This is a genomic window from Achromobacter xylosoxidans (genome assembly GCF_014490035.1).
Classification (GTDB): Bacteria; Pseudomonadota; Gammaproteobacteria; order Burkholderiales; family Burkholderiaceae_B; genus Achromobacter; species Achromobacter bronchisepticus_A.
Map to the genome: position 1 here is coordinate 1,152,027 of NZ_CP061008.1, position 24,089 is coordinate 1,176,115.

The 24,089-nt window shown below is 68.3% G+C and carries 17 protein-coding genes; 5 read left to right on the forward strand and 12 right to left on the reverse strand.

The features are described from left to right. Positions 1–33: 33 nt before the first annotated feature. Together IAG39_RS05270 and IAG39_RS05275 are read left to right on the forward strand one after the other, a co-directional pair. Positions 34–453 carry a RidA family protein gene (locus IAG39_RS05270; RefSeq protein ID WP_118931292.1) on the forward strand — a complete coding sequence of 140 codons (420 nt, stop codon included), beginning with the start codon at positions 34–36 and terminating at the stop codon, positions 451–453. A 113-nt stretch (positions 454–566) separates the two neighbouring features. Beyond that, the gene (locus IAG39_RS05275; protein WP_118931419.1) at positions 567–6,731 is read left to right on the forward strand and encodes an autotransporter outer membrane beta-barrel domain-containing protein; all 6,165 of its coding nucleotides are present in this window, start codon (positions 567–569) and stop codon (positions 6,729–6,731) included. A gap of 26 nt (positions 6,732–6,757) precedes the next feature. Here the strand turns inward: IAG39_RS05275 and IAG39_RS05280 are convergent, their stop codons facing one another. From IAG39_RS05280 to IAG39_RS05310, 7 genes are all read right to left on the reverse strand, one after another. Continuing rightward, complete coding sequence (locus IAG39_RS05280) at positions 6,758–8,335, reverse strand: serine hydrolase (protein ID WP_118931291.1); 1,578 nt, start codon at positions 8,333–8,335, stop codon at positions 6,758–6,760. A gap of 7 nt (positions 8,336–8,342) precedes the next feature. Next, complete coding sequence (locus tag IAG39_RS05285; protein ID WP_240633171.1) at positions 8,343–9,515, reverse strand: hypothetical protein; 1,173 nt, start codon at positions 9,513–9,515, stop codon at positions 8,343–8,345. Further along, positions 9,512–10,657: a D-alanyl-D-alanine-carboxypeptidase/endopeptidase AmpH gene (gene ampH, locus IAG39_RS05290; protein ID WP_118931290.1), complete on the reverse strand. Its 1,146-nt coding sequence runs from the start codon at positions 10,655–10,657 to the stop codon at positions 9,512–9,514. Before ampH ends, IAG39_RS05285 begins: the two co-directional genes overlap by 4 nt. A gap of 138 nt (positions 10,658–10,795) precedes the next feature. Next, complete coding sequence (locus IAG39_RS05295) at positions 10,796–11,713, reverse strand: GAF domain-containing DNA-binding protein (RefSeq protein ID WP_240633169.1); 918 nt, start codon at positions 11,711–11,713, stop codon at positions 10,796–10,798. A 108-nt stretch (positions 11,714–11,821) separates the two neighbouring features. Then, a complete protein-coding gene (locus IAG39_RS05300; protein ID WP_118931289.1) occupies positions 11,822–13,903 on the reverse strand; it encodes a PIG-L family deacetylase in 2,082 nt (693 codons plus the stop codon). Between the two features lie 140 nt (positions 13,904–14,043). Then, positions 14,044–14,781 carry a hypothetical protein gene (locus IAG39_RS05305; RefSeq protein ID WP_124260331.1) on the reverse strand — a complete coding sequence of 246 codons (738 nt, stop codon included), beginning with the start codon at positions 14,779–14,781 and terminating at the stop codon, positions 14,044–14,046. Positions 14,782–14,848: 67 nt separating this feature from the next. Further along, the gene (locus IAG39_RS05310; RefSeq protein WP_118931287.1) at positions 14,849–15,727 is read right to left on the reverse strand and encodes a LysR substrate-binding domain-containing protein; all 879 of its coding nucleotides are present in this window, start codon (positions 15,725–15,727) and stop codon (positions 14,849–14,851) included. A 110-nt stretch (positions 15,728–15,837) separates the two neighbouring features. On the opposite strand from IAG39_RS05310, the gene trpB reads away from it, so the two are divergent. After that, positions 15,838–17,046, forward strand: a complete 1,209-nt coding sequence (trpB, locus tag IAG39_RS05315; RefSeq protein WP_118931286.1) for a tryptophan synthase subunit beta — start codon at positions 15,838–15,840, stop codon at positions 17,044–17,046. After that, a complete protein-coding gene (gene trpA, locus IAG39_RS05320) occupies positions 17,043–17,843 on the forward strand; it encodes a tryptophan synthase subunit alpha (protein ID WP_059378669.1) in 801 nt (266 codons plus the stop codon). Before trpB ends, trpA begins: the two co-directional genes overlap by 4 nt. A 49-nt stretch (positions 17,844–17,892) precedes the next feature. Here trpA and IAG39_RS05325 read toward each other — a convergent pair whose 3' ends face one another. Further along, positions 17,893–18,864, reverse strand: coding sequence for a Bug family tripartite tricarboxylate transporter substrate binding protein (locus IAG39_RS05325; RefSeq protein ID WP_118931285.1), 972 nt, complete (start codon positions 18,862–18,864; stop codon positions 17,893–17,895). After that, positions 18,861–19,391 (reverse strand): GAF domain-containing protein, encoded by a 531-nt coding sequence (locus IAG39_RS05330; RefSeq protein WP_059378853.1) that lies wholly within the window; start codon positions 19,389–19,391, stop codon positions 18,861–18,863. Before IAG39_RS05330 ends, IAG39_RS05325 begins: the two co-directional genes overlap by 4 nt. Before the next feature lie 95 nt (positions 19,392–19,486). On the opposite strand from IAG39_RS05330, the gene IAG39_RS05335 reads away from it, so the two are divergent. After that, positions 19,487–20,452 carry a LysR family transcriptional regulator gene (locus tag IAG39_RS05335; protein WP_059378672.1) on the forward strand — a complete coding sequence of 322 codons (966 nt, stop codon included), beginning with the start codon at positions 19,487–19,489 and terminating at the stop codon, positions 20,450–20,452. Here IAG39_RS05335 and IAG39_RS05340 read toward each other — a convergent pair. From IAG39_RS05340 to IAG39_RS05350, 3 genes are all read right to left on the reverse strand, one after another. Then, positions 20,445–21,635, reverse strand: coding sequence for a M24 family metallopeptidase (locus IAG39_RS05340; RefSeq protein ID WP_118931284.1), 1,191 nt, complete (start codon positions 21,633–21,635; stop codon positions 20,445–20,447). The two genes, IAG39_RS05335 and IAG39_RS05340, sit on opposite strands and share 8 nt — an antisense overlap. A 22-nt stretch (positions 21,636–21,657) precedes the next feature. Further along, entirely contained in the window at positions 21,658–22,641 is a 984-nt protein-coding gene (locus IAG39_RS05345) for a Bug family tripartite tricarboxylate transporter substrate binding protein (RefSeq protein WP_118931417.1), read from the reverse strand. 162 nt (positions 22,642–22,803) lie between these two features. Continuing rightward, positions 22,804–24,072 (reverse strand): NAD(P)/FAD-dependent oxidoreductase, encoded by a 1,269-nt coding sequence (locus tag IAG39_RS05350; protein WP_118931283.1) that lies wholly within the window; start codon positions 24,070–24,072, stop codon positions 22,804–22,806. Positions 24,073–24,089 lie beyond the last annotated feature (17 nt).

Sequence of the window (24,089 nt, forward strand, 5' to 3'; positions counted from 1 at the left end):
AATAAGCAACGCCCGCGTTGCACAAGGACTTCCATGAGCAAGATCGAGCGTCTGCGCCTTCCCGATGACGATCCCGTCTTTGGCGGCAACCGTATTTTCGACCTGTTCCAGTATTCGCCTGCGGTCACGGCCAACGGGCTGGTTTTCATCGCAGGGCAGATTGGCTTGCGCGCCGACGGCTCGCTGCCCGAATCGGCTGTGGAGCAGGCGGACCTGGCGTTCCAGCGCATCGCCGCGGTGCTCGGCCATCTGGGCCTGGATTTTACCGATGCGGTCGAACTGGTCTCGTATCACGTCGACGTCGGCGCCGACCTTGCCGGCTTCCGCGCGGTGAAGGAAAAGTACATACGTTCCGACTTCCCGGCCTGGACCATATTGGGCGTTGCGGCGCTGGCGCGGCCCGGGCTGGCGGTGGAGATCAAGATGGTCGCGGCGGTGCGGGATTCGAAATAGGGCCGGGAGCGGCGACTCATCAGCCCGGATGGTTGATTCGTCATCCGGGACTTGTACGGCGCGCGGCGAACGGCGAATTTCTCAATTTGCCCAATTTCGCCGCAGCCGCCGCCATGATCTCCCCGCAAGATACTTCCAAGCCAGTCCGCCACGGCTTGCGGCTTACCTGGCTGGCCCTGCTGCTGCAGACGGGGATTGCCACCGTTTACGTATTCGGACGCCCGGCCTGGGCGCAGACGGCACCGTTGTCCTATGAACTGCGCGGCGCCGACGGCACCTGCTGTTCCAGCGGCGACCACCCCGACAACGGCCATGACGGCCAGTGGGGGCAGCGCGACTTCGTGCAGACGGACAGCAATCAGCGCATCAGCGCCAATGCACCCGGCCAGACCGGCATCCTGATCGACGTCAGCGGCGGCAAGGGCGGCAACGGCAGGGACGCGGACCCCAACCATTGGGGCGGTAATGGCGGCGGCGGGCGGATCATCGACTACACCTTGGCAGCCAGCACGGTCAATGCCGCCGGCCGCGGGATCGATCTGTATTCCGCGGGGGGCAATGGCGGCCTGTGGGGCAACGCTGACGGACCCAATGGCGGCTACGGGATAGGCGGCGACGGACACCAGGCGCGAGCCACGTTGAACAACGCCAACGTGGTCGGCGCCGGTTTCGGTGTCGCCGTCCAATCCTGGGGAGGATCGGGGACTGACAGCGCCATCGCAAAGGGCTTCAGCGGCGCGTACACGTCCGGCCACGGCGGCAATGGCGGCGCCGCGTCCGTGATCCTGCAGGGCACGACATCGGTGACCGCGCGCGGGCCGGGGCCGGCCGACGTCAGCGCGGCGGTGGGCCTGATATCGTCGGGCGGCAACGGCGGCGCCGCCGAACACACGGGCGACTTTGGCGGACATAGCGATTCAGGCCGCGGCGGGGATGCTTCCAGCGTCGTCTTTACCGCGTCGGCAGGATCTTCCGTCACCGGGCTGGGCGACGGCGTGTATGGCGTGATCGCCCGCTCCATCGGCGGGAATGCGTCGACCGCCAACGGCACCGACACCAAAGCCGCCGCAGGCGGCAACGCGGGCTCGGTCACCATTGCCAACGGCGGGACCATCAAGGCCAACGGCAATCGCGGCATTGGCGTCTACGTGCTGACCCAGGGCGGCAACGGCGGCAATGGCGGCCATGGCTCGTGGGCCGAGGGACACAATGGCGGCGCGGGCGGATCGCCCGGCGCGGTCACGATCACCAATACCGGCAAGATCACGACCGGAACCGCCGGCACCGTCGGCGCAAAGGGCATCGTGGCCAGCGTGCTGGGCGGGGAAGGCGGTCCGGCCGGCGCCAGCGGCGCGTTCGGACAAGGCGGCAACGGTGGCGCGGGCGCGCTTGCGGGCCAGGCGATCACCATCACGAACGCAGGCGCCATCAGCACCCACGGCAACGACGCCGCCGCCGTGATCGCTAACAGCGCGGGCGGCGGCGGCGGGCTGGCCTCGTCCAGCAACGGCATCATCGCCGTGGGCGGCGGGCATGGCGGCACGGGCGGTTCGGGCGGCGGCATCGCCATGGCCAACAGCGGCGGCATCGATACCTCGGGCGACAACAGCGCCGCGGTGCTGCTGCAAAGCATAGGCGGCGGTGGCGGCGTGGGCGGCGACGCCAACAGCACCGGCGTGATCGCGTCGGTCGCCATCGGCGGCACGGGCGGCGCGGCGGGCAACGGCGGCCTGATCCAATTTTCCTCGCAAGGCAGGATCCAGACCCGGGCCGGTAACGCATCCGGCGTGATACTCCAGAGCATAGGCGGCGGAGGCGGCAGCGGCGGATCGGCCAATGCGGTCGGCGTGGGCGTGGGGCTGAACGTGACGGTGGCTACCGGGGGCAAGGGCGGCAGCGGCGGCTCCGGCGGCACTGTGTTATTCACGCAGGCCCGCCAGGGCACGATCACGACCGCGGGCGCGCACAGCAATGGCGTGTTGGCGCAAAACATAGGCGGCGGGGGCGGCAGCGGCGGACTGGCGAATTCCCGCGTCGTCACGATCGCGCCGCAAGTGGGCGACAACCCGAGCGGCGCCGTCACGGTCGCGGTGTCCAACGGCGGCGCGGGACAAGGAGGCGGCGATGGCGGCACGGCGCGGGTCACGAATGAAGGCGGCATCCGCACCTCGGGCGCGCAAGGCAACGGCGTGGTGGCGCAGAGCATTGGCGGCGGCGGAGGCAATGGCGGCGGAGTCCTGGCGCCAGTCAAGACGCCGGTCATAGGCAACACGCGAATCGATCTGCAACTGTCCGTGCGGCATGGCGGACAGGGTGGGCAAGGCGGCAGCGGCGGCCGTGCGCAGGTCGGCAATGCGGCGACTGGCGTCATCGCAACGGCGGGGGCGGGGGCGGCAGGGATCGTCGCGCAAAGCATAGGCGGCGGCGGGGGGAATGGGGGCATCGTCCAGATGCACGACGCCGCCAGTTTCAATGACATCCTGGGCGCGCCGGGCAGCCTGGCCGGCCTGTTGGAGAAGGCGGCGGACTGGCTGGAGAAGGGGCCGGAACTGGCCTTCAAAAAGGCCGTCAGCCTGTCCGTCGGGGTCACGACCGGCGGCAGCGGTGGCGCGGGGAACGCCGCAAGCGCATTCGACGTGCGCAACGACGGCGCCATCGCGACGGCGGGAGACCAAGCGCCGGGCATCCTGGCGCAGAGTATCGGCGGCGGTGGCGGCAATGGCGGGGCGATAGATTCGGCCGGGGCATCCACCCTGCTGTCCAGCATCGATGCGCTGATCAATGCCGCCGCGTCCGGCGCGCAGGACCTCTACACGGTGGCGCTGCCTCAGACCAGCATCACCCACCAGACCGGCGGCAACGGCGGCGCGGCAGGCGTGGGCGGAGGGAGCGCGTCCGATCCGGCCATCGTCACCAACACGGGAACGATCGCCACGCAAGGCAACGGTTCGGCAGGCATCATTGCCCAGAGCATAGGCGGTGGCGGGGGCAGAAGCGCGGCCAGCGGCCAGGACCTGCAGGCGGTGGTCTCGGCCGGCGCCGGCAGCCAGGCGCCCGAGATCATCGACAAGATCACCGGCATCGTCGGCATTCTGGGAACCAAGGGCGGATCGCTGCTGGGTTCCCTGATCAATGTGCGCAACGGCGGCATGGACGGGGCCAGCGGCGCGGGCGGCGCAGTGACGGTGGACGCCAGCGCCGCCACCAGCCGGATCGGCACGCAGGGCCATCAGGCGCCTGGCATCCTGGCCCAGAGCGTGGGCGGGGGCGGCGGCATATCGGTGGTCGATCAGCCCTTGTTCCTGTGGAGCCAGACCGCCGCGACCGTCGCGCTGGGCGGCGACCCCGGGGAGGGCGTGTCGACCAGCACGGGCGGGGCGGTTGGCGTCGTTCATGGCGGCGTTCTCTCGACGGACGCGGGCGGCTCCGCCGGTATCGTGGCGCAAAGCGTGGGCGGCGGGGGCGGCGTCAGCATGCTCGCCCTGCGCAAGGCCAGCCTTGCCGCCATCCAGCAGCAGGCTACCTTGGCGGTCGTCCTGGGCGGCGAGTATCCGTCCAATACCAACGGATTCAACCTGGTCCAGGTATCCGGCGGCGCGGTGAGCGTGGCCAACAATACCGGCCGCGTCGCCACGCAGGGCTGGTGGGCGCCGGGGATCATGGCGCAGAGCGTGGGCGGAGGCGGCGGCATGGCGGCGGCGTCGTCCAGCGCGTCCCTTGGCGGCGTCGATATCCAGTTGGGCAGCACCGCGAAAACCGGCATGGGGGCCTTCCTGGGCAACGCCACCGGCGCCGGGGGCAACGTCAACGTCACGAACACGGGCGGCAGCATCGCCACGAGCGGCGCGCTGTCCTTCGGCATATTGGCGCAGAGTATCGGCGGAGGCGGCGGGTTGGTCACGCTGGACGACGGCGCGGGGCCGGCTGCGTATGCCGTGAACATCGCGTTCGGCGCCAGTTCGCCGATGCAGGGACCGGGCGGCGCGGTCAGCGTGACGCAGGACGTGGGCGGACGCATCGTTACGGCCGGCGTCAATTCGCACGGCGTCGTCGCGCAAAGCATAGGCGGCGGGGGCGGCATCGCCGGCTTGGCAACGCAGCCCGGCCTGGTGACGCTGAAGCCCGTCTCGTCTCCCGCGCAAGGCGGAGACGGCAACGCCGTCAACCTGTCCATCGCGGGGCTGATCGCGACCTCGGGCAAGGGCGCCGCCGGGATACTGGCGCAGAGCGTGGGCGGCGGCGGGGGGCTGGCGGGCGACCAGTCATCCGCGCAATACACGACCGGCCTGATCCAGAACGCCGGCCTGACCGGCGGCAAGGGCAATGGCGGCGCGGTCAACGTGGCTATCGGCACGGGCGGCACCGTCCAGACCTCGGGCGCGAACGCGCCTGCGATCCTGGCGATGAGCGTGGGCGGGGGCGGCGTGTTCAAGGACGGCAACCTCTACCAGTACAGCACTCCCGGCAACGAACTGGCCTATGGCGGGCCGGTAAGCGTGGACATCGGCCATGCGGCGCAGGTGGTCGCCACCGGCGCCAATTCGCCGGCCGTGGTTGCCATCAGCAATGGCGCCTATGGCGGAGGCCGGGCCATCTCGATCAACCTGGGCCAGAACGCCCTGGTCAGCGCCAGCGGCGCATCCGGCACGGGCATCCTGGCGATCACGCCACTTGCCAGCACCACCATCACCAACGCCGGCGTCATCCAGGCCAGGACGGCCATGGACGTGGCCGGCGCGGCCGTCGTCAACAACAATGGGATCGTGGCGGGCGACGTGCTCCTGGGCGGCGGCAGCATCTTTCACAACAACACCGGCGGCACTTTGTACAGCGGCGCCCGCTTCCAGGGCGACCTGGACAGCGCCGGCATCCTGAATCCGGGCGGACCGGGCGTGTACACGACCACGCGCATTACGGGCGCGCTGAACCATACGGGAACCTACCGGCCCGACTTGAATTTCGGCGGCCACGACAGCGACTTCATTTCGGTAGCGGGCGCTTCGACCTTCGCGGGCACCGTCAAGCCGGTGCTGCGCAATCCCGTGAAGAACGTATGGCTGGGGATAGGCCATTTCGACGCCGCGCAAACCAGCGTTCCCGCGACCGCAAGCGACAGCCCCCTGTTCAGCTACGCGCTGAAGAACAATGGCGCGGGCGGCCTGCGCGACCCGCTCATTTCCGTCGACGCCAACTTCACGCCTGCGGCGTTTCCGCTCACCGCGGATCGCGCGAGGATCGCGAATTCCCTGCAGGCGCTCTGGAACCAGGGGAAAGCAAGCGACGCCTCCACCTTCGACAAGTTCACGGGCGTTCAGAGCGCGGACCAGTACCGCGACGCCCTGAACCGCATCGCCCACGACGGCCAGTTCGCCCGCGCCGCCAACCAGATGCATGCCTCCTACGCGTCGATGAACCGGATGATGAGCTGCCCGGCGTTCGTCGGCGAAAGCACGATCCTGCGCGAAGGCGATTGCGTCTGGACCCGCCTGGACACGAACTGGACCGAACGCAAGTCCACCTCGGACGACGAGGGTTACCGCGTGCGCCAGAGCACGCTCACGCTGGGCGCGCAGCGCGAGATCGCCACCAATTGGTTCCTGGGCGGTTCGTTGAACTATGCCTACGGCAAGACCACGTCGGCCGCCGACTTCTCGGGCAATAGCGACACCTACGCGGGCGGCCTGGCCTTGAAGTACAACAATGCGCCGTGGCAGGTCTCGCTTGCCGTGCATGGCGGCGTGGAGAAGAGCAGGATGTCGCGCGGCACGCTGGACGGCACGGCCAAGAGCAAGCCGGAGTCGTCATTTCTGGCGGCCAGGCTGCGCACCGCCTACGAATTCAGCCAGCCGTCCTGGTACTTGCGGCCCTATGTGGATCTGGACGTGAACCACATCCGGCAGGAGGGCTACAGCGAACAGGGCGCGGGCGCCTTGAACCTGAAGGTGCGCGGCAACGACACGACCTCGTTCATGGCCTCGCCCATGGTGGAGCTGGGCGGGCGCAAGGACCTGGCCAGCGGCGCGACCTTGCGCTCGTACGTGGCCGGCGGGATGAGCTTTCTGAGCGGCGGCGACGTCGTGACCACCATGCAGCTCAGCGGCGCGGGCGCGACTCCCTTCACGCTGCGCTCCGGCATGCCCAGGACCTATGGCAACCTGGCGGCCGGCCTGGAATACGTCACGCCCAAGGGCGTGGAGCTGAAGACGGAATATGCCTTGCGCGGCAATGGGGAATACAGCGACCAGTCCCTGACCCTGCGCGCCGCCTACCGCTTCTGAGCCGGCGGCGCGGCGGGGCGCGGCGGCTACTTGCGAACCCAGCGGCCCTGGCCGCTGTCGTCGTAGAACTTGATGTCGAAGCCCTGGGCCCGTCCCTGGTCCATCCTGAAGACGATGGACGCCAGCGAGGCAACCAGTTCGGCTTCGCCCACGGGCGCGAAAGCGTAGGTGTCGCCGTCCCAGTGCCGCAAGGGGATGCGCATGCCCTTGGGTCCCAGCACCAGGGTCAGGGCGCCGTTGGCCTCCTGGATCTCGGCGGGGCCGTAGTAGGGGTTGTCGAACCTGCCGGTGTATTGCGACAGCGCTTTCGAAGCTGCGGGCTTGGCGGGATCGGCCTGTCCGGACAGATCGGCCTGGGGTTCGAAGAACGCCTTCATCGCGCCGTTGTAGGCCGCGAACCAGTCGCGCGTGGGCTTGCCGTACAAGGCGGTGTCGGTGAACGATGCCGCGACGGATTCGGCCGCGCCCACCGGCGCGCCATTGGTCAGCACCACGATGCCGATGCCGGCCGAAGGGACGATGCGGAAGGTCGTTCCCGTTCCCATCAGGAAGGCGCCGGAATGCCCCATTGAAGGGCGTCCGCCCAGTTCCGTGTTGACATTGAAGCCATAGCCGTAGAAGCCGGAGCGCGAGTCCAGGTCATGCGCGCGGGCGCTGAATGCCTGGGGGGAGAGCGCGGGCAACAGCGCGCCGGGGGCGATCAAGGCCTTGCCTTGATATTGCCCGTCCGCGAGCAGCAGCTTCAGCCATTCCGCCAGGTCGATGACGGTGGAGGACACGCCGCCCGCGGGTGCCTGCTGATCGGCGTTGCGCTGGCCCGCGGGCACGAAGCGGCCGTGCTGGTAGGCGTGCAGCACGGCGCGATTGCCGCGCGCCTCGAAGTCGCCGTAGCGGTAGCTGGTCGACTTCATGCCCAAGGGCTTGAAAAGCTGGTCGTCGGCCAGTTGCTCCCAGGGACTTCCGGCGGCCTTGGCCACCGCTTCGGCGCCGATGGTGGTGCTGAAGTTGGCATAGTGGTAGGACGTGCGGAAGGCGTCCAGCGGCAGCAGGCGCAGGCGGGCGATCACGTCGCGGCGGCTGAAGCCCAGGTCTTCGAGATCGTCGCCCGCCGTGCCCGGCAGGCCGGAACGGTGCGCGAAGAAATCGCCGATCGTGGCGCGCTCGGACACATAGGCGTTGCTCAGCCTGAAGTCCGGCAGATAGCGCGAGACCGGATCGTCCCAGGAGGCGCGGCCCTTGGATACTTCAATCGCCGCCACTGTCGCCGACAGCGACTTGGAGATCGATGCGATCTGGAACACGGTCTGCGCATCCACCGGCGCCTGCTTGCCGGCCTCGCGCGTGCCGTATCCCTGCGCCAGCACGGTCTTGCCGTCGATGACCACTGCCACGGCCATGCCCGGCACCTGGCTGCGCCGCATGATGTCCGCGACGATTTGCGGCAGTTCCTGCACGGCGCGCTCCTTGCTGCCAGGCGGGATGGCGACGGCGTCCGCGGGCGGATTCGGCGCGTTGGCGATGGGCACGGGTTGCGACCAGACGGCCGTGCCGCCGCCCAGCGCAAGAAGGATAACTCCGGTGACGAGCGTGTGTTTGCGGTTCATGATGGCCTCAGAATCCTGCTTGGTAAGCGATGCGGAAAACGCCCTGGTTGATGCGCAGGGCCTGGTCGCGCTGATGCGTGAGCCCGGCCTGCACGATGAATCCCATGGGGGTGACGTAGGTGACCGCACCTGAAATGCCCCAATCCGTGTCGTCTTGCAGGCCATGCTGCGCCAGCTTCTGGCCGTTGCCGGAAAGCTTGCGCACGGCGGCCGTCGCGGTCAGCTGCCAGCGGTCGCGCGACAACGAGACCGAGGTCACGCCGTTGCCGTTGGACACGGGGGCGCCGCGAAAGGCGCTGGAATAAGTGGCTTCGTTGAACCAGCTGAGATTCCACGAGTTGGCCAGCGGCGCGTCGTAGCGCAGCCGGGCCGACACCGTGTTGGCGCTTTTCCCTTGATCCGGATCCAGATGCAGCCGGCCCGCGTCCAGCCCGCCCGACAGTCCTTCCAGTCCGGGCAGATCGCGGAAATCGTAGGAAAGGATGAAGGACTTCAACTGGTCGCTGAACATCGGCGGCTGATCGGGCCCGATGAGGCCGCCGTCCAGGCTGAAGCGTCGGTTCATCGCGGTGTTGTCGCGCTTGAACAGCATGGCGGCCACGGAGTGCGTTCCGCGGCCCGAGGTATCCAGGGTGTAGCGCCCGCCCAGCCCGATCGAGCCGCGGAATTCCGAGTTCTCGTTGAAGCCCGTGTATAAGCCATCGATCACGTGCCAGGCGTCGCCAAAGCCCAGGTCCATCTTGCCGCCGTACAGCGCGTAGTTGTCCGCGGTATAGGCGGCGAACAGGTTGTCCAGATTCACGCCCAGGTCGGAAAACGCATTGTCCTTGGTGTCGTTGGTGGACGAGTTGAACGTCGCCTTGGTGCGGATCGAAAACTGCCGCGTCAGCTGCAGCACCAGGGCCGCCTCCGCCGTGGGCTGCACGCTGCTCCAGTGCGAGCGGGGAAGCTGGCCGTTGTCGTCCTGCACGCCGAAGAAACCGGTATAGCCGGTCATCAGCAGGAAGCGGCCGTTGAGCCGCGGATAGGTTTCGCCGCCCTCGCCCAGCTCGCTGTAGGGCGTGAGGAAGATCTCCGTCTTGAAGATGTCCCGGGCTTCCTGCGCGCACGCGCCTTGCGCGGCCACGGCCAGCAGCGCGGCCGCTGCGGCCTGGCGCAGCGGCCGGCGGGGTCCGTTCACCGCGCCAACTCGGCCGCCAGTTCACGCACCTGGGAATGGATGTTGTTGAACATGGCGAAGTTCACGCGGCTGGCGACGACGAACACGCCCAGCCCGCGGTTGGGCGACAGCACGGCGTAGGACATGAAGCCGCCCAGGCCGCCGCTCTTGCCCAGCAGCAAGGGCGTGCCGTTGCGCGGCAGGGTCACCACCCAGCCCAGGCCCATGCCGTCGGCATCGGTGACTTCCGTGCCTACGACGGACTTCAGTCCGTCATAGGGCAGCCACATCGTGTGCGCCAGCAACGACGCCTGCTTCGATTGTTTGGCGCCGTCCAGGTGCCAGCGCATCCAGCGCGCCATGTCGTCGGCGGTGGAGTAGATGCCGGCGCTGGCGTACATCACGTCAGGCACAGGGGCATTGGGATCGGGCTTGTCGAAGGGATCCAGGCCGGTCATCAGGCGCTTTTTCTGCGCGTCGCTCAGCGCATTGGTGGTGTCGGTCATGCCGGCGGGTTTCAGGACTTCGTCGGCCAGCACGGTCGAATAGTCCGCGCCGCCGGCCTTGGCCAGCGCATCGCCCAGCAGGCCGAAGCCCAGGTTGGAATACAGCGTGGTGGTGCCGGGCACGTAGGCCGGCTGGTGGCTGCCGACCCACTTCCAGTAATAGGCGCGGTCGAACGCGGCGAACGGATTGTCGGAGGGCTTGGCGTCGGGGTTGGGCAATTCACGCGGCAGGCCGGCCGAATGCGTGGCCAGGTCCAGCAGGGTCAGCGGACGGCCGTTGGCTTGGACCTTGGCGTTTTCCGGCGCATAGTTGGCCAGGGGATCCGTCAGCTTCAGCTTGTCCTTGGCCGCCAGCGCCGCCAATACGTCACCGGCGAACACCTTGGATACCGAAGCGATCCTGAAAATGGAGCGGCCGTCGGGTTCGACGCCGTTGCCTGGCGCGGTTTCGCCATAGCCCTGAATCACGACCTCGTCGCCGCGCACCGCCGCGATGATCAGTCCCGGCGCGCCCGAGTTCAGGTACAGCTGCATGCCGGCCATGGAGACGGCATCCTGCAGCGCCAGGTCGGCCGCGCGGACCTGGCTGGCGCCCAGTGCGCAGGCGGCGCTCAAGGCTAGGGAAGTGATGCGCGGCAGGATGCGGGATGTCAGCATGCGGTTCTCTTTGCGGGACTGTGGGAACGGCTGTTCCTTTGCCTGCGATGATCCCAAAAACCCGTTGCGCGGCCACTTGCGGCAGGACGAAACAACATGCCGGCATGACGAACTGCATATTTCGCAGGCTCGCCCGGTTCAGATTCCCATGCGTTCGCGCAGCGGTTTGCGGTATGAGCGTGACACCGGCCAGGTCTCGTCCACGGCGCGCATCCGGATCAACCACTTGTCGACGCTGCGGCGGTCCACGTCCATGACATGCAATGCGTTTGCAATGGCGGTGCGGTGTACACGGAAGAAGGTCTGTTCCGGCAGCAGGGTCGACCATATGCCGAGCGCGCGCGAGTCCAGCACCATCGACCCGTCTTCCAGCCAGATCTCGCTGTAGTTGCCCGCCGAGCGCACGCCCACGATGGTTTCGGGCTGCACGCCGCGGACCACGCCGCGCATGCTGAGATAGATCACGGACGTGGCGCTGTCGTAGCGTGGCGTGCGTCCGCGTTCGCGGCTGTTGCCGTACTTGGCCTGGCCGATCAGGTTGGCGCATTGGTAGAGGGCGCGGACCTCGTCGGCGGACCAGGTCCGGTGCCGCACGGTGGTGTCGAAGCCGATGATGCCGTAGAGCTTCTTGTCGTGGAAAACCGGCACGCTCAGTACGCTCTTGTTGCCCTGGCGCTGGAACTCGACCTGGATGGCGCGGGCGGTGCGGGGCAGGTCGTTGACGTCGTGGATCGCGACCGCCTGGCCTTTGACCATGAACTTGTGCAGCCAGGCGATCAGCGTGGTCGGCACGTCCTGGAGTTCGGCGACGAAGGGCTCGGTCTTTCCGCGGCACCATTCATGGGTATTGCGCAGGCGCAGCATGTCCGGGCGGTACTCGATCATCCAGGACCGGTCCACGTCCGAGGTCTCGCCCATGTAGGCCAGCTGTTCGGAGATCGCGTCGTCGGCGGGGAGCTTGAGCAGGCTCATCGCGCAGTGGTAGAGCCAGTCCGACGAGGGGTCGGGTTCGAGCAGGGTGGGGGTGTGAGTCTGGTACTGGACTGCATCCTTCACTTGCGGTTCCCCCCTTGCGGCGACATGGCGCTTGGCGCGCGCGGGCCGGACCCCGCGGCTAGGCGGGATTTTCCCTCCGGTAACGAGGGATGACAAGAACCGAAATCATCACCGCACCGTGGTCGGCGTCGCCGCCTGGGACGCTTGCGTCGGCATGCGGCCTACGCTGAGCGTGCCGGGATCCTCGGCAGAGGGGCGCACCACCGCCGCCTTGTTGGCGTCATTGGCGCCGAGCTTGGGCAGGTCGATGGGGCGCGCGGCCACGGTTTCAAAGGGGCCGCCGCCAGCGGATGGCACGCCCTCCAGGGTGACGCCGCGGGTCCAGTTGCCATCGTGGCGCGACAGCACCTCGTAGCGCTGCGGGCCGCCGGTGGCGCGGGCGACGATGTAAAGCGTGCCGTTGACCAGATTGAGCGCGGGCGGCGAGGCCGCCTGGGCGTCCAGCTTGGACGGCCTGCCGTGCTCCACCAGCCAGAGCTGTCCGCCGGCGCGTTCCAGTAGCGCGACCATGACGTTGCCGCTGGCATCGGCGCTGATGGCCGGGCGGCCGATGTAGGGCACGCCCATGTCGGTCGGAGAGCCCCAGTCCATGTCGAGATCGGTGGTGTCGCCGGTCTCCATCAGCCGGGTCAGGTGGTTGTTGCCGCGCTGGCGGAAATAGAGTTCGACGCGGTTCTGGTGATTGCGGATCGCCGCCAGGCCGCCAGCGGCCTGGGGCGCGGGCACGCGGCGCCAGTCCTGCCATTCGGGGAGCTGGCTCTTGGCGGCAGGCAGTTGGCGGGTGTAGTAGAGCTCGCCAGTCCCGGTGATCGCGAAGATGATGTAGCGTCCGTCGCCACCCAGCGCCGCGGCCGGGGAGCCGGTCACGCCTTCCAGCGGCGGCAGGTCCTGCCAGGCGCCCCAGCTGCCGTCGATGCCGGACGGGGTTATCCAGTGCAGCAGCCCGTCGTAGCCCAGCGCCACGGCGGCGGCCTCGCCGCGCGGCGCCACGGCCGGGATCTGGGTCACGCGCAGGCCGCCCAGCGCCTGCCAGCCCTGCCAGGTGCCGTCATGGCGCTGCTTGTTGGCCCATACGCCGCCCAGCGGGTCGCGCGCCATCAGGCCGGCCGTGCCATCGGTATGGCTGAACGAGACCAGCGGCCCGCTGGTGCGCCCGCCCAGGCTTTGCCAGCGGCGCTCGCCGGTGTCCCAACGGTTCACCGCGCCATTGGTTTCGCCAGCGGCGAACACCACCATGCCGCCGCGCCCGTCCGGGTAGAGCTGCGGCGCGATGTCCTGGCGCGACACGTAATAGGCGCGCTGCACCCAGGCGGCCGCCGGGCCGGCGGGTTCCTTGCAGCCGGTGGGGCCGGCGCAATAGTGGTAGTCGTTCCAGGCGTAGTGCTGGAAGATCAGCGACTTGCTGGCGATCTCCGCCTGGGTCAGGTTGGTGGCGCGTTCCTGGCTGGGGTAATCGACATAGCCCATCTCGGCGTAGTTGCCGGGCGCGCGCAGCATGGCTTCGCGCGCCAGCCGGGCGCTGGCGATATGGTCGGGATGGCCGTGGCCGGCGCAGCGCCAGCACAGCTGCGTGTAAGGCACGGCGATGGTGTCGTCGAGGTGGCGCACCGTGGTCGGCGCGTACTGGCGGATCAGGTCGGCCAGGGTGTCGATCAACTGTTCGCGCGTGTAGGACTCGGCATAGGGGCCCAGCGTGTCGACGTTCTGTCCGGGTACGGATTCGGTGCGGCTCAGCGGCGTCAGGCTGCCCCAGCCCTTGCCCAGCCACGGATCCTTCAGGCGCATGTGCCAAAGCTGCACGCGCGGATTGCCCTTGAGGGTAAAGCGCGCGATGCGCCGTCCGCCCGCGGTGCCGGAGTCTTCCTTCCATTCGTCCGGTTGATGCGCCATGTAGGCATAGGCGGAGCGCACGCCGCGTTCGCGTCCCAGCATGTAGCTTTCGCCTTCGCCGGCATCGCTGGCGGTCAGGTAGACCAGCCGCACGCAGCCCCCCGCCTGGATGTTGGAGGCGATGTCCGGGTTCATGAACAGCAGGTCGTCGTCCAGGTGGGCGACGAAAGCCATATCCTTGATGCCATGGCATTGCGCCAGCGTCGGTGGTGCGGCGTAGGCCTGGGCGCAGAGCAGGGTGGCGACGGTACAGAATAGCGCCCGGCCAACGGGGCGCAGCATGGCCAACAAGACGTGCATAACGGGGCGCAGCAGAAAAGGCGCGGCGCGTAAAGGGTATTGAGGTAAGACCAGTATAGCGGCGCGGAATTGCAATAAATGGGGGCGGTACAGGCCGCTTCGTAAGCTCGGTCGCGGCCCGGCACGGCCCACTGCGCGCGCTAGCGAGCCGGCGCGGTTGCCGCCTTGTCGCCCTGGTACGGGCTGAGATCCAGCCCCGCCTGCTGGAAGCGCCGCACGATTGCCGGCAGTTGCTTGCTCTGGCTTGCGCCGTCGACGCCCTGGATGGCCTGGCGGCACGTCTCGATGTTCTTCGGACAGCCGTGGCCGGGCGCCAGCAGGCTGGCGTACACCGATATATTGACGGCCAGCTGGGACACCTGGATGTCGGTCGGCTTGCCCAGGTAGAAGTCGTCCAGGTCGCGCTTCAGGCGGGAGGCTTCCGCTTTGCCGGCAGGGGCCGCGTCGCGGCAGTCCATGAAGGTGGGGGAATGGTCGACCCACTGCATGCGGCGGCATGCCAGGGCCAGGTGCGCGGACGGCGTGAGGCCGGCGGGCAGATGCGCCCGGACCGTCGGCGATCCGGCGGTGGCGAACGATACGGCCTGTCCGTCCCTACGCTTGCCGGCATCGATCGGGCCGGCGATCAGCATGTTCATATCCAGCGACGCGGGAAAGCGCGCGGTCGGGCCGTTGGCATAGGCCCGCGACACGGTTTCGGCGGTCGCCGCGGGCAGGCCGAGCCTTGCTCCGATAAGGCTGTTGCCGCCTTGCAGGTAGGTGTCGAGCTCGTCGCGCAGCACCGCTTCCAGCACCGCCGCCTCGGTGGCGGAAAGACTGTAGGCGGCGCTGGCCAGCGTGGGGAACACCAGGCCCAATATCGCGCAGAGCTTTTTCATGGATATGTTTCGGCGGTGTGGTTCGGCGCGCAAGCGTAACCGGTTTGCGCGCGTTGCGTGGATGGCATCAGTTCGCGCCGGCGCTGGCCAGCAGCCAGTCGCGCAGGCGTTCGTGCGCGGCGTCGGCGCGGACCGCATCCTTGCGCAGGCACAGGCTGAAGGCCGCGCCGCTTTCGACGAAGCCCAGCGGCGCGGCCAGCCTGCCTCGGTGCAGTTCGGCTTCCACCAGCACCGCCGGCGCGATGGCCACGCCCAGCCCGGCCGCGGCGGCTTCCAGCATGTGGCCCAGATGGTCGAACTCGCGCCCGGCTTGCCGTGGCGTCAGCGCGATGCCCTGGCGCGCCGCCCAATCCTTCCAGGCGTCGGGCCGCGAACTGGTGTGCAGCAGCGGCATGCCCTGCACGTCGGCCGCGCTGCGGATACGCGCGGCCAGGGCCGGGGTGCAGACCGGACCTATGGTTTCGGCGAAGAGCGGCGTGACATCCCATTCTTGCGGCCAGGCGCGTCCGGCCAGGATCAGCGCGTCCACGCGCTGCGTGTTCAGCAGGGCGGCGTCGGCGGCTGTCTGCAGCCTGACGCGGATGTCCGGATGCTGGGCTTCGAACCGGTCAAGCCGCGGGATCAGCCAGTTGGAAAGAAAGCTGGCGGGCGCGCCCACCGCCAGTTCCGCTGGCTGCGTGCCGCGCCTGAGTTCATCGCAGCGGCGCTCCAGCAGGTCGAAGGCATCATGCGCGGCGCGCTGCAGATCCAGGCCCGCCGCGGTCAGGTGGACGCGCCCGGCGCGGCGCTCGAACAAGGCGCAGCCCAGCCAGTCTTCCAGCTGCCGGATCTGCTGGCTGACCGCGCTGTGGGTCACGCAGAGTTCCTTGGCGGCCAGCGTGAAGCTTGCCTGGCGAGCCGCGCTGTCGAAGAAGCGCAGGGCATTGAGGGACGGCAGGCGTCGCATGGCTGTTAGCTGGCCTTACATGTATGGGAAATAAATCATTGATTCAAATAAATATTTTGTGAAGATAGCATAAGGCAAGTTATCTCTATCCCGTCACGGAAAACTTGCCCATGCCATCCGCCATCCATCCGGCCGCGCCCGACAGCCGAGGCCAATTCGGCCCCTACGGCGGCCGCTACATGCCCGAAACGCTGGTCCCCGCCCTGGACGAACTCGAACGCCAGTTCAAGGCGGCTTTGGCGGACGAAGCCTTCTGGCAGACCTACCGCGGCCTGCTGGCCGACTATGTGGGCCGGCCGAGCCCGCTGTTCCTGACCCGCGGCGTTTCCGAGGAGCTGGGCGGCGCGCAGGTCTACCTCAAGCGCGAAGACCTCAACCACACCGGCGCGCACAAGATCAACAATTGCCTGGGGCAGATCCTGCTGGCTCGCCGCATGGGCAAGCGCCGCATCATTGCTGAAACCGGCGCGGGACAGCATGGCGTGGCCACCGCCACGGTCTGCGCCCTGTTCGGCCTGCAGTGCGTGGTCTACATGGGCGCCGAGGACATGGAGCGCCAGTCCGTCAACGTGCGCCGCATGCGCATGCTGGGCGCCGAGGTGCGCGCGGTGCATGCCGGCACCGCCACGCTGAAGGACGCCATGAACGAGGCCTTGCGCGACTGGATCGCCCACCCGGCCGACACGTACTACCTGCTGGGTACCGGCGCCGGACCGCACCCTTATCCCTGGCTGGTGCGCGAGTTCCAGAAGGTGATCGGGGAGGAGACGCGCCAGCAGATCGCGGCCAAGACCGGCCGCATGCCCGACGCCATGGTGGCTTGCGTGGGCGGAGGCTCCAACGCGATGGGTTTCTTCTATCCCTTCCTGGAGCTTGCGGACGTGCGCCTGTACGGCGTGGAAGCCGGCGGGCTGGGTCTGGCCAGCGGGGCCCACGCGGCCAGCATCAGCGCGGGCTACGAGGGCGTGCTGCACGGCTGTCGCAGCTATTACCTGCAGGACGAAGACGGCCAGATCGTCAACGCGCATTCGATATCGGCCGGCCTCGACTATCCCGGCGTCGGTCCCGAGCACGCCTTGCTGCATGATCGCAAACGCGTGGACTACGTGTCGGTCACGGACGTCGAGGCCGTATCGGCCTTCCATTGGCTGACGCGCAAGGAAGGCATCCTGCCCGCGCTGGAAAGCGCGCATGCGCTGGCCTACGTGCGCAAGCTGGCGCCGCGGATGGGGCGTGACGAGATTCTCGTCGTATGCCTGAGCGGACGCGGCGACAAGGACATGGACACGGTGACTCAATTTGGCGAGGTGGCGGCATGACCCGGCTTGATCGAACCTTGGCAGCGCTGCGCCAATCCGGCCGCAGTGGGCTGGTGACCTATTTTGCGGCGGGCGATCCCGATCCCGCCGCATGCCTGGAGCTGCTGCGCGGCTTGGGCGCGGCGGGCGCGGACGTGATCGAACTCGGCATGCCGTTCAGCGATCCGGTCGCGGACGGTCCCGTGCTGCAACAGGCCAACGTGCGCGCGCTGGCCGGCGGCCAGACCCTGAGGCGCACGCTGGCCCTGGTGCGCGATTTCCGCGAGGCGGACGCGCATACGCCCGTGGTGCTGATGGGCTATCTGAATCCCATCCTGCGGCGTGGCGTTGACGGCTTTATCGAGGACGCGGCCGCGGCGGGCGTGGATGGCCTGATCATCATCGACCTGCCGCTTGAACACGCTGACGAGATCGGCGGCGCGGCGCGCGCGCATGGCCTGCATCTGATCCGCATGTCCGCGCCGACGTCCGAGAACGCGCGGCTGGCGGGCTTGCTGCGCGACGCCAGCGGCTTTGTCTATCACATCATGCTGGCCGGCACGACGGGTGCGGACCTGCCCGACGAGCGCCGCATCGCCCAGGACTTGGAGCGGCTGCGTTCGCATACCCGGCTGCCGGTGGCCGCGGGCTTCGGCGTGCGCTCGCCCGACGAAGCCCGGCTCGTCGCGCGGCACGCCGATCTGGTGGTGGTCGGTTCGCGGCTTGCGCAAGTGCTGGCCGAGCAGGGCGTGGCGGGCGCCCTGGACGAGGTGCGCGGGCTGGCGGCAGCGTTGCGGCAGCGAGGCGCCGCCGCATAGTCAGGCCGTCCGGCGGGTGTCGGTCCGGCGCATGTCAGCCCGAGGGATGTCACTGCACCTTGAGCTCGATGTCCCGCGCGACCTCTCCCAGGCGGGTGAAATCCGCCTGCGCGCGTTCCCTGGCCTGTTGCGGCGTATTGGCGACGATGACCCAGCCCAGATCCTTGAGCTTGCGTTCGGTGTCCGCGCCTCTCAGTCCGGCGACCAGAGCGCCGTGCAGCTTTTCGATCACGGCATCGGGCGTGCCCTTGGGTGCGGCCAATCCGAACCAGCCCGCCGGCACCAGGCCGGTAATGCCCAGCTCCTTGGCCGTGGGGACTTTGGGATAACCGTCGAATCGATAGTCGCTGGTGACGAACAGGGCCGTGGTCTTGCCCGCGCTGACGTAGGGAATCTGCGAGGCCGCGTTGTCCATCATCGAATCGATGTGGCCGCCCATCAGGTCGTTGACGGCGGGCGCGGCGCCCTTGTACGCGACGATGTTCAGGTTCAGGCCAGCCTGCTTGGCGAAGGCGGCCTGCGTCAGGTGGGCCTGCGTGCCCAGGCCGGCGTTGGCCGAGGTCAGGCCAGCGGGCTTTTGCCGCGCCAGCGCCTGGAAGGCGGCGTAGTCCTGCGCGGGGAAATCCTTGTTGACCACGAAGACGAAGGGCACTTCCACCGCGATGGAGATATGCGCCAGGTCGTTCACCGGCTGGTAGCGCAGCTTGTAGATGTGCGGATTGACGGCGATGGTGCCGCTGGCCGACAGCAGCAGCGTATAGCCGTCGGGCGCCGCGCGCACCACGTGCTCGGTGGCGATCGAACCGCCGGCGCCCGGCCGGCTTTCGACGATGACGGGCTGGCCCAGCTGCTTTTGCAGCGACTCCGCGATCAGGCGCGTCAGCGTGTCGGAAGCGGAGCCGGGCGCGTAGGGATAGACGATGGTGATCGGCTTGGCCGGGTAGGCGTCCGGCGCCGTCTGGGCGGCGGCGGGGCCCAGGCACAACAGCAGGGCGGCGATATGGCTGCGTAGGCGCTTCATGATTTCCCCTTGTGGTTTTGGGAGGTTCGGATGATGTCCTGTACTACGGGTATGGCCAGCGCCGCATACCAGCCCAGTTCCGCGAGCATGTCGCGCCGGTACCAGCCGGCCTGGTGCAGCAGATTCAATGAGCCCAGCGTCCGCCCGTTCCAGCGCACCGGCACGTTGACGGCGCTGGCGCAGCCCAGCGAGGCGATCAGTTCATGGTCGGGAAAGGCCCGTTCGCAGTCGCCGCGATCCATGCACAGGCGGGCCTCGCCTTGCTGCACTACGGTGGCGAAGAATTCGCTGTCGTGGCGCATGGGCTTGCTGCCGCCGGCGGGATAGGCCGCGGGCTGGCTGGAGTAGTAGCGACGGTTCAGTCCCGCCTCCCAGTCCAGCACCAGCACGGTGAACAGGCGGTAGCCGATGCGCTGCTGCAACGCCTGGCCCAGAGCGCGCAGGCCGGCGCCGGGCTGGCCGTCCAGCGCCAGGCCGCAGGCCACGGCTTGCAGGGACGATTCGGAGGAAATGGAGACTGCGGTCATGGGGCCATCTGGGGCGATTCGGGAGGTGCCCATTTTGGGCATGAAGCCCATAGACGGCCAATGAATAAACCTGAGATATCCATTACCATTTCCGCATGATTGCCCCCCTCTCCGAATTGCTCTGGACGCGGCGCCTGAAGCTGCGCCACCTGGAAGTGCTGATCGCCCTGGAAAAGGCCGGAACCGTCACGGCCGCGGCCAAGGCCATGCACATGACGCAGCCCGCGCTGTCGCACTGGCTGAGCGATATGGAAGACATGGTGGGCACGCCGCTGTTCGCGCGCGGCAGGACGCTGGCGCTGACCGAAGCGGGGCGCTCGTTGTGGCGCTATGCCTGCCGCGTGCTGGGCGACACCGCGCGCACGGGCGAGGAGATCGAGGCGGTCAAGGCCGGCGTCGCCGGCCGCCTGCATATCGGCACCATCCTGTCGGCCGCGCCAGTGCTGTTGCCGCGCGCCATCGCCACGCTGCACCAGCGCGCGCCGGACGTGCAGATCGAACTGGTCGAAGGCCTGTTGGATCCGCTGATCGAACGGGTGGCGCGCCACGAGATCGATCTCATCATCGGGCCTCTGGATCTGCGCGCCAGCCGCTCCGGCTTGTGCGCACAGTGGCTGATGACGGACAGCTTCAGCCTGGTGGCGCGGCGCGGACATCCGCTGGCCGGCATGGCTGCGCCGCAGTGGGCGGACACGCAGGGCTATCCCTGGATCCTGCCGCCGCCGGGCGTGCTGTCGCGCGTCAGGCTGGACCAGGCGCTGGTGGACGCGGGTCTGACGCCGCCCAAGCCCGCGGTGGAAACCAGTTCGCTGGTGGCCCTGTTATCGCTGCTGCAGGACAGGGAGTACGTCGCGACGCTGGCCAGCTCCGTGGCCCACATGTACGAAAGGCTGAACCTCATCAGCATCGTGCAGGCGCCGACTTGTCTGGAGTTCGGCCCCATAGGCATGCTGTGGGCCGCGGATTCGCCCAGCATCGTGCTGCCCTGGTTGCGCGAGATCCTGCGCGACGAGGCGCAGGATCTCGCGCAGGAAGCGCCCGGGGCCGGCCAGCCTACCTGACGGTGGCGTATTCCAGCGTCTTGGGCGTGCCGGTCAGCACGCGCGGCGTATCGCCCACCACCACCGTGTCGTCCAGGCGGAATCCGCCTATGCCATAGGCGTAGATGCCAGGCTCCGCGGAATACACCTCGTTGGCCAGCAGCGGACGCTGGCAGAAGGCCATGTCTTCCGGGTATTCGTGGTGGATGATGCCGACGGCATGCCCGGTGCGATGGCGGATGAAGTTGGCGTAGCCGGCCTTTTCGATTTCGGCCTGCGCGGCCGCGTCCATCATGCACACCGGGTTGCCGGTGCGGGCCGCGGCGATGGCCGCTTCGTTGGCGGCCTTGGCCGCGGACCAGAGCCGGGTTTGCTCCGCGGAGGGCGCGCCGCAAAACCAGGTGCGCTCATTCTCGATGGTCAGCCCGTTCAGGCGCGGGATGACGATGTTGACCAGCACGTCGCCTTCCTTGATCCGCGCGCCGCAGGAGGCGCCGTCGCCATGCGGCGAGGCGGACGCCGGGCCGCTCAGCGTCCAGCAGCGGATGACTTCGAATTGCTCGCCCGGAAAGCGTTCGGCGGCTTCCTGCACGAACAGCGAGGCCATGGCGAAATCCAGTTCCTGGACCAGCCTGCCGGGACGGATGTTCTCGCGGTACCGGTCCTGTATCCAGTCGGAGATCGACGCGGCCGCCGCCATCACGGCAATCTCTTCCTCGTGCTTCTGCCAGCGCAGCGAACGGCATTCCGCCGTGGCCGCGCGCAGCGTCAGATCGGGCAATAGGCGGCCCAGCTGCGCCAGCACGGGGCTGCCGCCTTCGACCGCGATGCGCGAACGCGCCAGCCCGGCCTGCCGCAGGCGTTCCGCCAGCACTTCCGGCAGCTGGGTGATCAAGGGCAGGCGGTCGGTGACGCGCGGGTGTTCCGCGTAGTAGGTGATGTCGGTGATCCAGACCTTGCCTTGCTCTTGCGAGAAGCGCATGTGATGCGTCGACAGCTCGTTCATCACCAGGAAGGGTGCGCCATTGCGCGGCACCACCGCGAAGATGGGGCGTTCCCAGGGCAGGACGTCGGTGTGGAAGTTGGTGGCGAACTGGAAGAAATCCGCCGAGGTGAACACGATGGCATCGACGGCCAGGTCGTCCATCAGTGCCGTCATTTTTTCGTGGCGATAGCGCCAGACGGCATTGCTGAGCTTGGGCATGTCTTTCCTTTCAGGGTTGCGGTCAGTCGTTGTTCAGGCCGAGCTGGCGTATCAGCGGTCCCCAGGCCGCGCTGTCGCGCGCGACCGATTCCGCGACCGCCTGCGGCGTGGACGGCAGGGGTTCGAGCTGGAGCTCCTGCAAGCGCGTCTTGACGGCCGGGTCTTCGAAGAAGCGCCGGGTTTCGGCATTGAGGCGGTCGATGGCGGCCGAGGGCGTGCCCTTGGGGGCGACCAGGGCATACCAGCCCGGCAGCGGGAAATCGGCGATGCCCAACTCGGCCAGCGTGGGCACGTCCGGCACGCTGGCCGCGCGCCGCGAGCCCACCACCGCAAGCGGCACGACCTTGCCCGCCTTGGCCTGCACGGCGGCGGTATTCAGTACGTCCGCCATGAGCTGCGTCTGGTTGGCCATGACGCTGGTCAGCCCCGCGGCGGCGCCGTTGTAGGGCACGTGGGTCGGGCGCAACCCCAGGCGCTGTTCGAGCATTTCCACGACCAGATGCGTGGAGTTTCCTTTGCCCGCCGAAGCGAAGTTAAGGCTCTCGGGGGCGGCCCTGGCTTTTTCGACCAGGTCCTTGAATGAACGTATGCCGGTCTGCGGATTGGCGACGAGCAGGAAGGGCGTGTTGACCAGCAGGCTGACGCCGTCGAAGTCCTTGCCCGGGTCGTAGGGCAGGTTCTTGTACATGTAGGGGTTGAACGCCAGGTACGAGATGCCGCTGATCAGAACGGTGTAGCCGTCGGCGGGTTGCTTGGCGACATGGCTGGAGGCCAGGATGCCGTTGGCGCCCGGGCGGTTCTCGACCACCACCGGCACATTGAGATGCCGCGACATGTAGTCGGCCCAAAGGCGGCCGATGACATCGGTGCCGCCGCCCGCCGCTTGCGGCACGACGAGCTTCAGCGGCTTGTCCGGATAGGCGGCCGCCGCGGCGGTGCAGGCCGCCAGCAGGCCGCAGGCAAGCCCGGCTGCGCGCAGGCAGCGGGCCAGCTTGGTACGCAACATATGCATTCCCCATGGATTCGTTGGATAGGCGCCGCCGGGTGGCGGCCTGCCGAGATGGCATCCAGGCGATTATGGGGAAGGGGCTTATGAGTGCCCAATGAAAAAAGCTGAGGGCACCATTAGCGTTATTGCATAGGTGCCCGCCAGCGCGATGGCCGGAGGCTAGGCGTAGCGCTCCAAGCGGAACGGCCGTATATCTACCGGCGTTTCCTTGCCCTGGATCAGGGCGGCCATGGTTTCGCCCACCGCCGGGCCGATGCCGAAGCCATGGCCGGAGAAGCCTGAGGCCAGATAGAGTCCAGGCGCCTGGGCGATGGGGGCGATGACCGGCATGGCGTCCGGCGTCACGTCGATGTACCCGCCCCAGGAATGCGCGATGCGCGCCTGCTGGAACACCGGGAAGGCGCGCAGCAGGCGTTCCCAGGCCTGGTCTATGCCGCGTTTGTAAGGCGCGGGGTCGAGCACGCGGCAGCGCTCGTAAGGCGTTTCGCGGTCGGCCGGAAAGCGGCGCGGCGTCGCCAGCTCTTCGAAGAAGCGCTTGCTGAAGCGGATCCGGACCAGGGAATTATTGGCGATCCAGGCGCGCAGGAACTTGCTCATCAGGCGGAAGCTGTCGGGCACCAGCTCGGCCAGCGAGGCCGAGAATTGCGAGACGGTATAGCCGCCGTCGGCGCGTTTGCGGCAGGTGAAGTCCTTGCCATTGATGGCCAGCGAAACGCCGGCGTCGAAGGGCTCGGTGCGCAGCACCGAACCGCGCACCTTCAGCTGCGGGAAGTCCACGCCCAGATTGCCGCAGAACAGGCGCGACCAGCCGCCGGCGGCCACCAGCACCGCCTGCGCGCGCAGCGTGCCGCGTTCGGTGATGACCGTGTCGACGCGGCCGGCGCTGGTCTCCACGCCGCGCACGGCGCAGTTTTCGTATATCAGCGCGCCGGCCTGGCGCGCCAGCGCCGCCACGCCATGGGTCGCGATCTGTGGCTCGGCCACGCCGTCGGCGGCGCTGTAGAGCGCGCCCGTCCACGCGCGGCCGGAACTGGGCAGCAGGCGCAGCGCCGCGTCGCGGCCCAGCATGTCGGCCTCTACGCCATAGGCGCGGGCCTTGCTTAGCCAGCTTTCGTGCTCGGCGGCGTCAGTGTCGTTTTCCTGCAGGTAGACCAGGCCGTTGCGGCGGTAGCCGACTTCGACCTGGGCCTGGATGTCGCGCCAGAGCTGGTTGGCGCGCAGCGCCAGCGGCACTTCGGGCAGGTCGCGTCCCAAGGTACGCACCCAGCCCCAGTTGCGAGAGGATTGCTCGCAGGCCAGCGCGCCCTTCTCGAACAGCGCGCAGCGCACGCCCGCGCGCGCCAGCGCGAGCGCCGTGCTCACGCCTATGATGCCGCCGCCGATGATGGCCACGTCCACCGTGGCCGGAAATTGCGTTTGTGTCGTCATGGCAAAGTGAAAGCGCC